Origin of the sequence: Geomonas sp. RF6 (assembly GCF_021044625.1) — a bacterium.
Lineage (GTDB): Bacteria > Desulfobacterota > Desulfuromonadia > Geobacterales > Geobacteraceae > RF6.
Genome location: NZ_CP087999.1, coordinates 1,187,772 through 1,202,796 on the forward strand (window position 1 = coordinate 1,187,772; position 15,025 = coordinate 1,202,796).

18 protein-coding genes are annotated in these 15,025 nt (G+C 62.7%); 16 read left to right on the forward strand and 2 right to left on the reverse strand.

The window, feature by feature from the left end; all coding sequences use genetic code 11:
- Window positions 1-72: 72 nt before the first annotated feature.
- The 3 genes from LPW11_RS04995 (at window position 73) to LPW11_RS05005 (ending at window position 1,892) form a co-directional block, all read left to right on the forward strand.
- On the forward strand, window positions 73-693 hold the full coding sequence (locus tag LPW11_RS04995; protein ID WP_230997035.1) for a LexA family protein: 621 nt from the start codon (window positions 73-75) through the stop codon (window positions 691-693).
- 279 nt (window positions 694-972) lie between these two features.
- Complete coding sequence (locus LPW11_RS05000) at window positions 973-1,230, forward strand: hypothetical protein (RefSeq protein WP_230997036.1); 258 nt, start codon at window positions 973-975, stop codon at window positions 1,228-1,230.
- Window positions 1,231-1,676: 446 nt separating this feature from the next.
- Window positions 1,677-1,892 (forward strand): hypothetical protein, encoded by a 216-nt coding sequence (locus tag LPW11_RS05005; protein WP_230997037.1) that lies wholly within the window; start codon window positions 1,677-1,679, stop codon window positions 1,890-1,892.
- A gap of 53 nt (window positions 1,893-1,945) precedes the next feature.
- On the opposite strand, the gene LPW11_RS05010 is transcribed toward LPW11_RS05005, so the two are convergent.
- Window positions 1,946-2,107: a hypothetical protein gene (locus LPW11_RS05010; protein WP_230997038.1), complete on the reverse strand. Its 162-nt coding sequence runs from the start codon at window positions 2,105-2,107 to the stop codon at window positions 1,946-1,948.
- Between the two features lie 60 nt (window positions 2,108-2,167).
- Window positions 2,168-3,409: a GGDEF domain-containing protein gene (locus LPW11_RS05015; protein ID WP_230997039.1), complete on the reverse strand. Its 1,242-nt coding sequence runs from the start codon at window positions 3,407-3,409 to the stop codon at window positions 2,168-2,170.
- Between the two features lie 207 nt (window positions 3,410-3,616).
- Between LPW11_RS05015 and LPW11_RS05020 the strand changes: the two genes are divergently transcribed.
- From LPW11_RS05020 to LPW11_RS05080, 13 genes are all read left to right on the forward strand, one after another.
- Window positions 3,617-4,153 carry a WbuC family cupin fold metalloprotein gene (locus tag LPW11_RS05020; RefSeq protein ID WP_230997040.1) on the forward strand — a complete coding sequence of 179 codons (537 nt, stop codon included), beginning with the start codon at window positions 3,617-3,619 and terminating at the stop codon, window positions 4,151-4,153.
- A gap of 2 nt (window positions 4,154-4,155) precedes the next feature.
- On the forward strand, window positions 4,156-4,722 hold the full coding sequence (locus LPW11_RS05025) for an SH3 domain-containing protein (RefSeq protein WP_230997041.1): 567 nt from the start codon (window positions 4,156-4,158) through the stop codon (window positions 4,720-4,722).
- Between the two features lie 219 nt (window positions 4,723-4,941).
- Window positions 4,942-6,246 carry a pyridoxal phosphate-dependent aminotransferase gene (locus LPW11_RS05030; RefSeq protein ID WP_230997042.1) on the forward strand — a complete coding sequence of 435 codons (1,305 nt, stop codon included), beginning with the start codon at window positions 4,942-4,944 and terminating at the stop codon, window positions 6,244-6,246.
- Between the two features lie 132 nt (window positions 6,247-6,378).
- Window positions 6,379-7,257 carry a CheR family methyltransferase gene (locus LPW11_RS05035; RefSeq protein WP_230997043.1) on the forward strand — a complete coding sequence of 293 codons (879 nt, stop codon included), beginning with the start codon at window positions 6,379-6,381 and terminating at the stop codon, window positions 7,255-7,257.
- Window positions 7,258-7,317: 60 nt separating this feature from the next.
- On the forward strand, window positions 7,318-8,592 hold the full coding sequence (locus tag LPW11_RS05040; RefSeq protein ID WP_230997044.1) for a methyl-accepting chemotaxis protein: 1,275 nt from the start codon (window positions 7,318-7,320) through the stop codon (window positions 8,590-8,592).
- Entirely contained in the window at window positions 8,592-9,041 is a 450-nt protein-coding gene (locus LPW11_RS05045) for a chemotaxis protein CheW (RefSeq protein WP_230997045.1), read from the forward strand. Before LPW11_RS05040 ends, LPW11_RS05045 begins: the two co-directional genes overlap by 1 nt.
- A 20-nt stretch (window positions 9,042-9,061) precedes the next feature.
- Window positions 9,062-9,427, forward strand: a complete 366-nt coding sequence (locus LPW11_RS05050; RefSeq protein ID WP_230997046.1) for a response regulator — start codon at window positions 9,062-9,064, stop codon at window positions 9,425-9,427.
- Window positions 9,428-9,433: 6 nt separating this feature from the next.
- Window positions 9,434-11,014 (forward strand): chemotaxis protein CheA, encoded by a 1,581-nt coding sequence (locus tag LPW11_RS05055; RefSeq protein ID WP_230997047.1) that lies wholly within the window; start codon window positions 9,434-9,436, stop codon window positions 11,012-11,014.
- Window positions 11,015-11,042: 28 nt separating this feature from the next.
- Entirely contained in the window at window positions 11,043-11,633 is a 591-nt protein-coding gene (locus tag LPW11_RS05060; protein WP_230997048.1) for a chemotaxis protein CheC, read from the forward strand.
- Between the two features lie 164 nt (window positions 11,634-11,797).
- On the forward strand, window positions 11,798-12,502 hold the full coding sequence (locus LPW11_RS05065; RefSeq protein ID WP_230997049.1) for a LolA family protein: 705 nt from the start codon (window positions 11,798-11,800) through the stop codon (window positions 12,500-12,502).
- A 99-nt stretch (window positions 12,503-12,601) separates the two neighbouring features.
- Window positions 12,602-13,087 (forward strand): YajQ family cyclic di-GMP-binding protein, encoded by a 486-nt coding sequence (locus tag LPW11_RS05070; protein ID WP_230997050.1) that lies wholly within the window; start codon window positions 12,602-12,604, stop codon window positions 13,085-13,087.
- 63 nt (window positions 13,088-13,150) lie between these two features.
- Window positions 13,151-14,485 (forward strand): 30S ribosomal protein S12 methylthiotransferase RimO, encoded by a 1,335-nt coding sequence (rimO, locus tag LPW11_RS05075; RefSeq protein ID WP_230998246.1) that lies wholly within the window; start codon window positions 13,151-13,153, stop codon window positions 14,483-14,485.
- Between the two features lie 117 nt (window positions 14,486-14,602).
- The gene (locus LPW11_RS05080) at window positions 14,603-15,022 is read left to right on the forward strand and encodes a TraR/DksA family transcriptional regulator (RefSeq protein WP_230997051.1); all 420 of its coding nucleotides are present in this window, start codon (window positions 14,603-14,605) and stop codon (window positions 15,020-15,022) included.
- Window positions 15,023-15,025 lie beyond the last annotated feature (3 nt).

Consider the following 15,025-nt stretch of genomic DNA (forward strand, 5'->3'; position numbering starts at 1 on the left):
ACGTTACATCGGCAGCGGGCGGAGGATTGCCGCAAACACCTTCAACACAGCATCTCATGGAGATACAGAGGAATGAGCGAAACAGGAAGAGGCAAGGAACTCGGAGCACGCCTGCGCAGCGCGCGGCTCGCCCTGGGGCTGACCCAGAAGGAGTTCGCAGCTTCGCTCGGCATCGTACAGGGGTTTTTGAGCGGCATAGAATGCGGCAAGAAATACCCTTCCGATACCCTCCTCATTGCGCTCACCCACTGCTACGGCATCAATGCCGGGTGGCTGTCGGACGGGTCCGGGGAGATGTTTTCCGGTCGCGCGCCCGCCCCGCGGCACAAGGGGATAGCGCCGCTGCTGCACACCATACCGGAGGAGTTCCCCCCGGCAGCGGCGGGTGCTGAGTACGTCACCCTCCCCAACCTTCCCGACGGGTGCTATGCCATCGTATGCTACGGCGACTTTATGGCGCCGACCATCCGGGATGGGGATCTCGTCATCTTCGCCCCGGAAGGGGAAAAGAAGAGCGGCGACATCCTCCTTGTCAACAATCGCTGGGGGGAGCCGATCCTGCGCAGGTTCCGGGTGAAGGGGGAGCAGGTGTACCTGGCACCGGACAACCCCTCCTATGCCCCTTTCATCCCCGACGCCGGCACCCGCACCATAGGCGTGGTCGTGGAGGTATGGCGCAAGGTGCGAATCTGAGCTACGCCTCCCCTTTGTAGTACTGCATCGCCGAAACCGGGCCCCGAAGCTCCCCCTTCAATCTCCCCCTCACGCCCCCCTCCCCCCGTCGTCCCCTCCGGCTGAGTATTTTAAAGACCACTAACTTTTGTAGTTGAAAAGAGCCGCAGCCTCCGGTATTTTAGCGCCCACTAACGTTGGGGGCGCCAGAGCAGCGAAGCCCTTGGGACGCATCCACCCGGCAGACGAAAGTAGACCAAGTGAAGCAGCTCGTTCAAACCGTGTGAGGGGGGACCTGACATGACGGGGAGCGCACGCAGGGAAAGAGGTCTTTCGGAAAAGGTGGCACTGGCGGTAAAGGCGGTTTTTGTGGCGATCATCGGGTCGGCACTGCTGCGGCTCAGCTCGGCCGGACCTCCGTGGGGGGGACTCACAATGGTAGGGGCCCTATCGGTGGTCATGCTCGCGTTGGCAGCGTGTCTCGACAGAGCGCAGTGCGCAGATGACCGCGCTCGGAAGAGTCGCACCCTTGCCCCGACCGGGACTCGCCCTTCCTGACGATGCGCGATTCGGAACCCGCATCAGCAGGCGGGGGAACAGACGCCGGATCAGCAGAATCTATCAGCAAATTCTAACACTTCCACATCAATCTCTTCCCCGCATTTCCTTGACACTCCCAGAGCAGGCAGGTACGATAATATTAACAATGGCACATAATGAGCAGCGGGAACGGGGGAATCTCCCGGGACCGGGCGCTGTTGTTAAAGTGGCTGTTAATTTGCTGAGAAAATGGTTTTCAGGAGGCAGTCAGCAAGATGATTACTCCAACACTTCAAACCTCAGCCGCGCACCGCGGGCTCCATGGAGGCTTGCCGGAGCTCGCAGGAAGCGGCTTTAAAAACAGACAACCCTCATGTGCGAGGCGTTGTACCGAGCCCGTTGTGACGGCTGCAACAGCATCAAGGATGTGGGAACCGGACATAACGGACGGTTAAGGATTAGGCATGCTAATCGAACAGTTGATGAAAAAGGCCGAGCAGGACCATGATTCGGAACATGACTGGGACGCCTATTATCGATGGCTTTATAGTGAGTTAGCCGGACGCGAGGCGACTGACATGAAGTTCTGGATCTGCAAAAATTGCCTGACGGTCAATGTTTTCTTCCCGCCTGCACGCTACGGCAAGTGCCGTGACTGCAAGCTCATCTACATGGCCTGACGTCGGGCCAATGAGGTCGTACAGCGGCTGCCTAAAGGCAGCCGCTGACGGCTTCAGCCATGATTTTCGTCTTCCCTCTCGCGCGCCTTCTGCCGCGCCTCCCGCTCCAGGCGGCGCCTGCGGCGCCCCCCCAGCATCGTCTCCTCGACGGCGATAGCCACACAACATATTAGAAAGATCAGGCACAGAACGCCGAGTATCTTGAACCAGATCATAGAACCTCCTTTCGTCGACTTCGTGGACTTGGTGCGTCGTGGACGATCGCTGCGGGTGCATCAGGTGGAGAGCTGGTTTCTTCCTTTCTGCTTCGCGCGGTACAGCGCCTTGTCCGCGGCTTTCAACACCTCGGCGGCGCTGCGCACGTCGAGGGCGGAACTTGCCACACCTATGCTGATCGTCACCGATACTGTCTTCCCCCCACTACCCCCACCGGAGCTCTTGCGCTGCGCCACCCCCTGCGACTGCTCTTTCGGCCGCTCCGTGCTCCGCAGACGCAACTGGTACGAGCCGATCGCCTGACGCAGCTCTTCCAGGTGCGGGGTGACTTCCTTCACTTCCTTCCCTGGGAAGAGTATGGTGAACTCCTCCCCGCCGTACCGGTACGGCTTTCCACCCCCCTTTACCGTCAGCAACTTCGCCCCCACCATCCTGAGTACCTGATCCCCCACGTCATGACCGTACGTATCGTTGAAACGCTTGAAATGGTCGACGTCCAGCATCGCCACCGTGTACTTTCGCCCGAGCCCCATGGTGTGCTCGTTCAGCGCCCGTCGCGACGGGAGCCCCGTCAGGTCGTCGCTGAAGGCCATGCTGTGTGAATCCTGCAAAACGGCGACGCTCAGAAGAATCGCTGCTGCGGCGACGAAGAGCGCGGGGGTGTAAGGGGTGCCGATGCGGTCGCAGGCGATGGCTGTGGCGATGAGAGCCCCCAGAAGCGCGGCGTCTATCGGGTATCGCCTCTTCACCGCGCGGATGGAGACGAGAAAGCCTGCGATCAGAAAGGAGAAGAAACCTGACTGCGGCAGCGTGAGGTGACCGAGCCCCGCGAAGATCGGACGCGCCAGGAGATCGGGAATCGCAGCATAGTCCTGACGAAACCTCGCTACCCAAAAAAGCGCCACCACCTGCGCAATCAGAAAGGCGAGGCGCAGTTTCCCTGCATGGGTGAAGATGCCGCGCTCCCGCATGAAACAAAAGAGCGCGAAGTCGAGCGGGATGAGGATACAGACGCCGATATAGAGCGTGCGCGCCCCGTATTGCATGAGATCGGGCTGCAAGGTGTTGCGCCAGAGGAGGTAAAAGAAGGCAAGCACAAGGAGGGAGAAGAAGACGCGGCCGCGCTTGAAGGAAAGACTGAGGGCGAGTCCGGCGGCGATGGCGAGATAGGGGGCCTGGAAGGCAAGTTCCCTCTGTGGAGCGGGAAGAAGCGGAACCCTCTGCAGCGCGGCAAAAGCGAGGCACAACAGGAGACAGGGGAGCACCAGGACGCTCAATCTTTTAACGAGAACATACGGCAAGACTACGGGGTCTCCTGCAATGCCACCCGGGGCTCTGCTACTGACGCGGGATCCCGGACGGGATCCCCATGGGAGTTGCGACAACAATGTTCTTTTCAGAAAAGCGGAGGGCGCGTACGCCCCATCACGTCACGGGGGAGCCGCGCACTTCGCGCTTGCCAGCCCCGGTTCCCTCTGCTATGAAAGGAGCCTGCGTAAGATACCATCATGGCAACCAAGATGGTAGAAAAAATGACTGCGAGCCCCCGGCAGCGGGAGGTTTGCAGCGAGGGAGGGGTGATGATTGTCATCGACCAGCAATTTCTGGACGAGATTACCGAGGAGGCAAAGGGGTCTCCGCGGCTGCGCAAGAACCGCAACCTGCACCACGGCGACGAGGCCCCCTGCCACCGCCTCCTGAACGCGATGGAGCCCGGCTCCTACATCATGCCGCACCGCCACCTGAGCGAGTTTAAGGACGAATCGCTGGTGATCGTGCGCGGGGCGCTCGGGGTCATCAGCTTCGACGAGGCAGGGAACGTCGTCGATGCCGTCCGTCTCGAAGCGGGCGGCAACGGGGTGGCGGTGAACATTCCGCACGGCTCCTTCCATACGGTGGTGAGCTTTGCCAGCGGCTCCGTCTTCTTCGAGTCGAAAGGGGGCCCCTACACCCCCATCGCCGCGGCGGAAAAGGCTCCCTGGGCTCCGGAGGAAGGGTCCCCCGATGCACCCCTTTTCCACCAGCGCCTCCTGGAGTGTTTCTGATCATGCGCCGCCTCGCCACCGCACTCCTCCTGGTCCTCTCCCTCGCGGGGCTCGATGCCCACGGTGCGCCCCCCCCTCGCCCGCTGAGCGGCTGCGCCCTCCTCACCGCACCCCGGACGGCGGAGGAGATAGCCGTGTACGCGGAGCCGGGGGTGCAGCGGGTGGCTCTCCTGCCGCTCGAGCGGATCCCGCGCATCTCCCGCGACGATGCGCAGACGACGCTGGCGGCCCTCACCCGCAAGGGGCGCTGGATAAAGATCGCCTACGACGATGCCGAACGGCAGGGGTGGATCGAGGCGCCGCGCTCGTGGGAGTACCTGCCGTGGAAGGATGCCCTGGCCGGACGAGAGGCCCGCCTCCTCCCGGCGATGAAAAAGGGGGTCTACGCCCTGCGGCCGGCTCCTGTCGACGGGGGCGCCGAAACGGGGCAACTGGCGAAAAACCAGCTGGTCCGCATAGTATCGGTGCAGGACGACTGGGCCCTGGCGGAAAAGCCGTCCGGGTGGTTCAGGTGGCGCGACGCGGAGGGGCGGCTCACCATATCCCTCGACCCGTTCCCGCTCCCATAAAAACGTTGACGACCCCCTCTTTTCATGATATTGGAACCGAATGAAAAGCACCCGGTATACAATCCAACGACATTATCAGCACGCGGCGGCGGCAGCCAGACCTTTACCGAGCCGCCACTGCTGATTCAGAACTAGATAAACACCTGAAGGCCGTGGGGGATTCCCGCGGCCTTTTTTTATTCGCAACGAGGGGAACAAAAGTCTTTCTGGGGGATTGAGATGCGCAACGAGATTGTCGCTCCCGGCGCGGGAGAGTTGACATACGAGATCAGGAACATCGTCACTGTCGCCGAAAAGGTGCAGAGCCTTGGGGTGAAGATCAACTGGGAGAACATCGGCGACCCGATCGTCAAGGGGGAGTCGATCCCTCTGTGGATGAAGGAGATCGTGGCGGCCGAGGCGATGAACGACGAGAGCTACGCCTACTGCCCGACCCGCGGCGTCTTGGAGACCCGCCACTTCGTGTGCGACATCACCAACCGCAGAAACGGCGCCCAGATAACCCCTGACGACGTTATCTTCTTCAACGGCCTCGGCGACGCCATCGCGAAGGTGTACGGAAACCTCCGGGCCGAGAGCCGGGTCCTCATGCCGGCGCCGACCTACACGACCCACTCCCTCGGCGAGGCGATCCACGCCAACGCCATCCCCGTCTGCTACCGCCTGAAACCGGAGGACAACTGGTACCCCGACATGGAGGACCTGGAGTGTCACGTCAAGTACAACCCCCAGATCTCCGGGCTCATGATGATCAACCCGGACAACCCCACCGGGATGGTGTACCCGCCGGAGATCCTCAAAAAGATCGTGGCGATCGCCAAGGCGTACGACCTCTTCATCATCGTGGACGAGGTGTACAGCAACATCGTGTACAACGGCGAGAGGACGGTGCCGATCTCCGACCTCGTCGGCGATGTCCCCGCCATAGCCATGAAGGGGATCTCGAAGGAACTCCCCTGGCCCGGCTCCCGCTGCGGCTGGATCGAGTGCTACAACTCCGACAAGGATCCGCGCTTCAAGAAGTTCATCAACGCGATCCTCTCCTCCAAGATGAACGAGGTCTGCTCCACGACGCTGCCGCAGCGCTGTCTCCCCGCGATCCTGACCCACCCGGGGTACCGCGAGTACCTCGACGAGAGGATCGCCCGCTACGAGCGGATGAGCAACATCACCTACGACTACCTGAAGCAGGTGCCGGGGCTGATCGTCAACAGGACAAACGGCGCCTTCTACATGGCGGTGGGCTTCGAGCCGGGGCTCCTCACCAACCGCCAGTCCCTCCCCATCGAGAACCGCGAGGTGCGGGAGCTGGTGGAGGGGATGGTGAACGTTCCGGGGGTCGCGCCTGACAAGAGATTCGTCTACTACATCCTCGCCCACACCGGGATCTGCACGGTCCCCCTCTCCTCCTTCAACACGGAGATGCTCGGGTTCCGGGTCACCCTCCTGGAGAAGGACGAGCAGGAGTGCCGCAGGATCTACACCATTCTCACCGAAAAGATCGCGGAATACCTCGCGTCATAATGAAAGAACACACAGAGCCCCGCCCCCCAGGCGGGGCTTTTTCTTTGCCGGATTGACTTTTACGGCGCAATTTGCTATCCATGCCGAGTTTCCGCCCCTTCTCATTATGAATAAAGGTAATAAGGTTTCATTATGACGGCATCTCCTACCCACCCCGCACAGGGCGCGCCGGCCGCCGCAGCGCCGGAACTCGCCCAGGGTGAGGAGATGAGCCAGGAGGTGTTCCGCTCCATCGGTGCCGTGCTGAAGGAGCATGACGGCTTCACCCTGGAATGCTACAAGGACAAGTGCGCGAAGAGGCGAATCGGGATCAGGATACGCGCCACCGGGTCCGCGTCCCCGGAGGACTATTGCGAGCTCCTCGCCAGGGACGGCGTGGAGCGCGACGAACTGCTGCGGGTCCTCACCATTCACGTCTCCCACTTTTTCAGAAACCCCTCCACCTTTGCGAAGCTGAGCCGAGAAATACTCCCCCCCCTCCTGAAGGGGCGCGGGGACGGCGAGGAGGTGCACCTCTGGAGCGTGGGGTGCGCCGCCGGGGAGGAGCCGTACACTCTCGCGCTGATCATGAAGGAGCGCTTCCCCTCCCAGCTCGCCCGCCTGAAGCTCTCCATCACCGGAACCGATGTCGATGCCGCAACGCTCAAGGCCGCAGCAGGTGCGCGCTACGGGACGGAGCGCCTGGAGGAGGTGGAGAGGCGGCTCCTGGAGCGCTGGTTCACCCCCGCCGCGGGGAAGTATGAGCTCGCCGACGAGATCCGGAAGATGGTAGCCTTTAGAAAGGGCGACCTGAACGACCCGGGAAGCTACCTGAAAAGCGACCTCATACTGTGCAGGAACGTCCTCATCTATTTCGAGCGTGCGCGCCAGGAAGAGATACTTTTGCGCTTTGCCGACGCACTCTCCCCCGGAGGGGTGCTGGTGCTCGGAAAGTCGGAAACGCTGGTGGGGCAGGCGCGGCGCCGCTTCGCCACCGTATGCCCGGTGGAGCGCATCTACCGCGTCGTGTGATCCCCCGGCGCCCCCTCGTGCGCGTGGCACGGCAGGGAACGCCCCCTACAGGAGCAAGGCATGTACATCCAGATCGGGTATAAGTTCATCCTCGGCTTTCTCACCGTCGTCGCCGCCGTAGCGTTTGTTCCCGCCTGGGTGCAACGCCTCGGCTACCCCCCCGAGATCACCAGCATCCTCTCCTACGTGGTGGCGCTCACACTGGGGCTCATCATGGGCTCCATCTTCACCAAGAGCTTCACGCGGAACATCTCGCTGCTGCGCGCCTCCACGGAAGCCATCAGCCAGGGTGACCTCACCAACGAGGTCGCCGTCTCCGGATCGCGCTTCCCCGACGAGACAAACGACATGGCCGCCTCGGTGAACCGGATGCTGGAGAGCCTGAGAGGGCTGGTGCGCCAGATCCGCGAGACCTCCGAGCAGGTGTCCCGCTCCTCCCGCACCCTCTCCTCCTCCGCACTGGAGGTGAACGGCTCGAGCGAGGAGATCGCCCAGGCGGTGGAGCAGATCTCCCGCGGCGCGGAGAGCCAGGCGGAGATGGTATCGAAGACCTCCAAGGTCATCCACGACATGGCGATCTCGGTGGACCTCGTCGCCCGCCGTGCGAAGGAGACCGCGAAGGCGGCCCGCGAGACGAGCGCCACCGCCCAGCGCGGCGGCGAGCTCGCCAGCGATTCGCTGGAGCGGATGAAGAGCTTCTTTGACAGCGTCGAGCTCATCAGCATGCAGTTCATGGATCTGAACGCGAAGCTGCAGCAGGTCGGAAAGATCGCGGACTTCATCGTGGACATCGCCCGGCAGACGAACCTCCTCGCGCTGAACGCCTCCATCGAGGCGGCTCGCGCCGGCGAGAACGGCAGGGGATTCGGGGTCGTCGCGGAAGAGGTCAGAAAGCTCGCAGACGGCAGCGCGAAATCCGCCACGGACATCGTGGAGCTCATCGACGTCGTGAAGGTGGAGAGCCAGAGGCTGCAGGAGACGATCAACGAGAGCTCCCGCAACGTGAGGGCCGGAAAGCGCAACCTCGACACCACCGCCGCCTCATTCCAGGAGATACTGGGGGTGGTCACCGAGACGGAGAGGAAGGCAAACAGCATCGCCGACCTCTCCCAGATGCAGACCGACGGCGCGACCCGCATGGTGAGCATGGTGGACGAGATCGCGCGGGTGGCGGAGGACAACGCGGCCGCGACCGAGGAAGTCTCTGCCTCCACGGAGCAGCAGTCCGCAGCGATGCACGAGATGGTGTACGCCACAAAGGAGCTCTCGCAGCTCGCAGACGAGCTCCTGCAGTCGGTGGAGAAGTTCCGCATCGGCACCGACGGGACCGCCTGATGCCCCGGCGCTTCCTCACCTTCCATGCGGGCGGCGAGCGCTACGCCCTGGAGCTTTCCGACGTGGCGGAGGTGACGGAGCCGCGGCAGACCTTCCCGCTCCCGGTGGCGCCGGAGTACTTCGCCGGGATCTTCAATTCCCACGGGACCCTCACCGCGGTCGTCGATCTTTCCCGCTACCTCGGGCGCGGCGGCCGTGCCGCGGAGGGGAAGTTTCTCCTGCTGGACAAAAGGCTCGCAAGCCTGGCGCTCTGGGTGGACGAGGTGGGGGCGATCGTGAGGGAGGACCCCTCCCTGTCACGGGAACCCGCCGAAGACCCTCTCCTGGAGGCGCTCCTTCAGACAGAGGACGGGGCGGTGAAGCTCATCCGGATCGAGGCTCTGCTGGCCCTCCTGGAGGAGGGGGTGGCGGCGGCCGCGCCGGAGCAGAACCACAACCACAACAGTTGAACGAATACCGGGAGGTAGCGGTGGCTGCCAAGGTCATGATAGTCGACGATTCACTCTTTATGAGGAAGATGCTGCGGGACATCGTGGAGAACGCGGGGTACCAGGTCGTAGCCGAAGCCGCCGACGGCGCCGAGGCTGTGGCCAAATTCTCCGAGATCCGCCCCGACCTCACCACCCTCGACATCGTCATGCCGAACAAGACGGGGATAGAGGCGCTGCGGGAGATCATGGCGCTCGACCCCGCCGCGAAGGTGGTGATGGTCTCATCCCTCGGGCAGGAGAGCCAGATCGCCGAGGCGAAGGCGGTCGGGGCAAAGTCCTTCGTGGTAAAGCCGTTCAGTGCCGAGGCGGTCGCCCGGGTCATCAGGGACGCCGCCGAGGGGTAACCAGCCATGGACATGTCGCAGTACCGCACCCTCTTCATCACCGAGTCGCGCGAATACGTGAAGTCGATCGGTGAGATGGTGGTCGCCCTGGAAGAGGCGCCGCAGGACCGGGGGAAGATCGACGCCCTCTTCCGCGCCGCCCATTCCCTGAAAGGTATGGCCGCCTCCATGGACTACGCCCCGGTCGTTATGGTGGCGCACGCCATGGAGAACCTGATGGTGCGCGTCAGGGACGAGGGGCTGCCGTTCGACGCCGGGGTGGGGGACCTCCTCCTGGAGGGCGCCGACCTCATGGGGGGGATGCTGCGCGACCTGGAAAAGGACAGCGAGATGCGCCCCGCCGGCGACCTCCCCCAGAGGCTCGCCGACTATACCGGCGGACCCGCTGCCCCCCCCCCCGCGCCGCAGGCGAAGGAAGAGCCCCCCCCCGAGGGCGCGGCGGAGCTCAGCACCGTGCGGGTGAGCACGGAGCTTCTGGACCGGCTCATCAACCTCACCGGCGAGCTCATCGCCAACAAGCACCGCCTCCTCACCGTGAGCGAGGAAGTCGCCTCCCCCCCCCTCTCCGAGGCGATCGGGGAGACCTCAAAGCTCCTGAGACGCCTGCACGACGACGTCATGCAGGTGCGGCTCATCCCCTTTGACGCCATCTGCGAGCGCTTCCAGCGCGCCATGCGCGACATCGCCAAGAAAAGCGGCAAGGAGGTCCACTTCGAACTGAGGGGGCGGGACATCTCCCTCGATCGCGGCATCCTGGAGCAGCTCATCGACCCCCTGAACCACCTCCTCAGAAACGCGGTGGACCACGGGGTGGAGGGGAAAGAGGAGCGTCTCGCCGCGGGGAAGGCGGCACGCGGCGTCGTGACACTCTCGGTGCAGCGCGACCGGGAGCGGGTGGTGATAACGGTGAGCGACGACGGCCGCGGCATCGACCCGGAGGCGTTGACCGCCAGCGCGCTGAAGAAGGGGCTCATCACGGCCGAAGAGGCGCAGCACCTCTCACCGCGCCAGGCGCTCATGCTCTCTGTGATACCGGGATTCTCCACCGCGAAGCAGGTGACGGAACTTTCCGGGCGCGGCGTGGGGATGGACGTGGTGAACGCCTCCATCCAGAGGCTCGGCGGCACCCTCTCCATCGAATCGGAGCCGGGTGCCGGGTCGAAGATGACCCTCCTTTTGCCGATGACCATCGCCACCATCCACGCGCTGGTGGTGACGTGCGGCGAGATGAAAGTGGCGATACCGGTGAACACCGTGCAGCGCACGGTGGAGCTGCACCGGGATGAGATCGAGACGATCGGGAAGCGCCAGGTTTTCTACCTCGGGGAGGAGCCGGTCCCCCTCCTCAGCCTGAACCGCTCGCTGGGGCTTCCGCTCGGACGCTTCCCGGACGGGATCGTCCCCCTTTTCGTGAGCGAGGCGAAGGGGCGGCGGGTGGGGCTCGTGGTGGACAGGCTCCTTGGGCAGGCCGAACTCTTCCTGAAGCCGCTGGGGAGGCCCCTCTCCAGGCTGAAAGGGGTGGCCGGCGGGGCCACGCTCGGTGACGGCGAAGTCATCACCGTACTCGACGTGGCGGATCTGTTGTAGATCGGGATACTGAAGGAGTGCCGCGGACGTGAAAAGACCAGAGAAACCTTCACCGCTGGAACTCGATGCACTGGCTGAAACCGGTAACATCGGGATGGGGCACGCCGCGGTCGCGCTTTCCTCCATGATGAAGATGGAGGTCGTGCTCGAGGTCCCGAACCTCCGGATACTCGACCCGCGACTCATCGCCCCTCCCGTCGTGCCGGAGCAGGCGGTGGGGCTCTCCATGGAGATCTTCGGCGGGGTATGCGGATCCCTCCTCATTCTCCTGCCGCACCGTTACGCCCTCCAGATCCTCGGGAAGGGAGGGGGCGCCGCATCTTTCGTCGATGCGGATGTCGTCCCCCTCGTCGAGGGGGGCAGAGAGGTCGCGGCGGCCTACCTCCATGCGGTGGGGATGCTCCTCAATCTCCCCCTCTCCCCTTCGGAGCCCGTCTTCGAGTGCGCCGCAGCCGATGCCATCGCCGAGGCAGCGCTCGCGCGCGCCCTCGCCATAGATCCCCCCCTCATCATCCAGACAGTCTTCACCGTTCCCGACCTCCCGGGGGAAGGGAGGATACTCCTCATCCCCGGCGCCGCTGGGGTGGAGGCGATTCTCGGGGCGCTGGGGACGCGTTGAAAAGGGGTTGCGCCCTTTACTGAGTTATGGCAGAATCACCGGTCAGAATCGTGCGGTGTCAGTGCCGGGCACCCGGACCGACCGCCCTTTCCGACAGAATCAAGCAGTGCTTTACGAGGAGGCGACAGGGACCATGTCGCCTTTACACATTTTAAGGGGAGCCTATGAGACGCTACGCTGTTTTGGCCCTGGCCCTGATCATCAACGCCCTCGCCGCAGCCACCTCCTTCGGGGCCGATCTGTCCCAGGTGGTGCGGGCACTCGAACAGGGGTACGGCAGCCTCAACGACCTTCAGGCCGACTTCAGCCAGAGAAGCACCCTCGCCACCATGAAGCGCGAGGAGAAGGGGGGGGGCGAGGTATTCATCAAGATGGCCCGCTCCGGCGCCATGTTCCGCTTCAACTACACGAAGCCGAAACAGCAGATCGTCTCCAACGGGAAGACGGTATGGTACTATCTCCCCGAAAACAAGCAGGTCATGGTGATGGAGGTCTCTCACCTCTTCGAGGGGGGGAACTCGGTGGCGCTCAACTACCTCACCGGGATGGGGCACATCTCCCGCGACTTCACCGCAGCCTTCGCCTCGCAGCCCCGCGACAAGAACGGGAACTACGTCCTCGATCTCACGCCGAAGAAACCGACACCGGCCATGACGAAGCTTCAGCTCACCGTGCAGGGGGAGGCGGTCGACCGCTTCGTGGCGGAAGGACGCGCCGGCGTCCCCTTCCCGATCGTCTCCAGCGTGGTGTACGACCAGATGGGGAACACCACCAGGATCGAGTTCAGCAAGGTGAAGACGAACCGCGGCGTCTCCTCGGAGAAGTTCACCTTCAAGATCCCGGCAGGGGTGGAAGTGGTGAAGAGATAGCATCCGCTCCGCGCGCGAGTCAGATTCCATAACAGGTTGAGGTTCCCGTTAAGGCGACAGTCTTAACCTCAACCTCAATTCTTTTTTTCAGGAGGTATCATGCCGTCATTCGACATCGTTTCAAAGGTGGACATGCAGGAAGTCGACAACGCCGTCAACCAGACGATCAAGGAGATCGCGCAGCGCTACGACTTCAAGGGGAGCAAGTCGGAGGTCACCATGGAGAAGGAGAGCATCAAGGTGCTGGCCGACGACGACTTCAAGCTGAAGGCGATCATTGAAATCCTGCAGTCGAAGTTCATAAAGCGGGGGATCTCCCCGAAGGCGCTGCAGATGGGGAAAGCGGAGGACGCCTCCGGCTCCATGGTGCGCCAGATCATCACGGTGCAGCAGGGGATCTCCAAGGAAAAGGCGAAGGAGATCGGCGCCGTCATAAAAGAGACGAAGCTGAAGGTGCAAAGCCAGATCCAGGACGACCAGGTGCGCGTCACCGGAAAGAACATAGACGACCTCCAGGACGTCATAAAGACCCTGAAGGGGAAGGACCTCGACATCGAGTTGCAGTTCGTCAACTTCAGGCAGTAAACCGTGCAACACCGGGCGGCCGACGGGCACGCCCGCCAGAAGGGGAATTATTTGAGCGAAAATATCATTCAGAAAGTGAGCTTGGTAAGCCTCGGCTGCCCGAAGAACCTGGTGGACGCCGAGATCATGCTGGGCAGCCTCACCCAGGTCGGCTACCAGGTCACCACCGACGAGAAAGAGGCGGACGTCATCATCGTCAACACCTGCTCCTTCATAAAGGAAGCGAAGCAGGAGAGCGTAGACACCATCCTCGATCTCGCCGACCGCAAGCACGACGCTCGCTGCCAGCTCCTCATCGTCAGCGGGTGCCTCCCGCAGCGCTACCAGACGGAGCTCGCGAAGGAGCTGCCGGAGGTGGACATCTTCATCGGCACCGGCGACTACCCGCGCATCGCCGAGATCATCGCCGAGCACCGCTCCACCGGCGAGCAGCTGTGCTACACCGGGAACCCGGAGTTCATCTACGACGACCAGCTGCCGCGCCTCCCCTCCTCCCCGTACTACACCGCGTACCTGAAGATCGCGGAAGGGTGCTCCAACCGCTGCGCCTACTGCATCATCCCGACCCTGCGCGGCGGCTTCCGCTCCCGCCCCATCGAGAGCCTGCTGGCCGAGGCACGCCAGCTTGTGGCGGGCGGGGTGAAGGAGCTGAACCTCATCGCCCAGGACATCACCGCCTACGGCAAGGACCTCCCGGAGGCCCCGACGCTGGAGGAGCTCATCAAGGAGCTTGCGGCGATGGAGGAAATCCGCTGGATCAGGCTACTGTACGCCTATCCGGACGGGGTCACCGACTCCCTCATCGAGCTCATCAAGAACGAGCCGAAGGTGTGCAAGTACATCGACCTGCCGATCCAGCACATCAGCGACCCGGTCCTGAAGAGGATGGGTCGCAGAAGCGGGGAGGGGGAGATCCGCGAGCTCATCGCGAAGTTAAGGAGGGAGATCCCCGATCTGGCCATCCGCACCTCCCTCATCGTCGGCTTCCCCGGGGAAACGGTGGAGGACTTCAAGAAGCTCCTCAACTTCGTTGAGGAGACCCGCTTTGACCGGCTGGGGGTCTTCTGCTACTCGCGCGAGGAGGGAACCCCCGCCGCCGAGATGCCGGACCAGATATCGGAGCGGGTGAAAAGGGAGCGTCACAAGAAATTGATGCGCACACAGGCGCGTCTTTCCTTTAAGAGGAACAGAGAACTGGTAAACTCCATCGAAGAGGTTCTTGTCGAGGGGTACAGCGAAGAGACAGAGCTCCTGCTCAAAGGGCGCTCTTCCCGACAGGCTCCTGACATAGACGGACAGGTGTATATCACCGCCGGAAACGCCAACATCGGAGACCTTGTAAAGCTGAAAGTTACTGATTCCTCTGACTACGATCTCATCGGCGAGATCATTACATGAACCTTGACATGCCCCCCAATTGCTGTATTATTGCGTCGCTTTAAGGGGTGACATGCCCCCGATTCCTGTATCAGAGCGTCGCTGTATGGGGACAGTCAAAAACGGAGTGGATTTTACATGACAGAAAAACCGGAAGAATTGAAATCAATGCTCCTGAAGATGAAAGAAGAGACTCTTCAGGAGATCAACAAAGCGTTGAAGTCCGGCTCGGACCTCCCCGTGAACGAGCCGAGCGGCGACATCTACGACCAGGCCTCGAGCGAGCGGGACAGGGAGCTCGGGCTCCTTCTGGGGGACCGGGAGCGTGAGAAGCTGAGAAACATAGATGAAGCGCTGCTTCGTCTCGAAGAAGGGGAATACGGCATCTGCGAGGAGTGCGAGGAAGAGATCCCGATGGGTCGGCTGAAGATCGTCCCCTTTGCGCGTCACTGCGTGAAGTGCAAGGCCGATCTGGAGAAGCAGCAGGCCCAGACGCGACGCTTCGAAGAGGACCGCGCCTACCGGGAGATTGCGCTGGGAGAAGAAGAGGAAGCGTAGTCA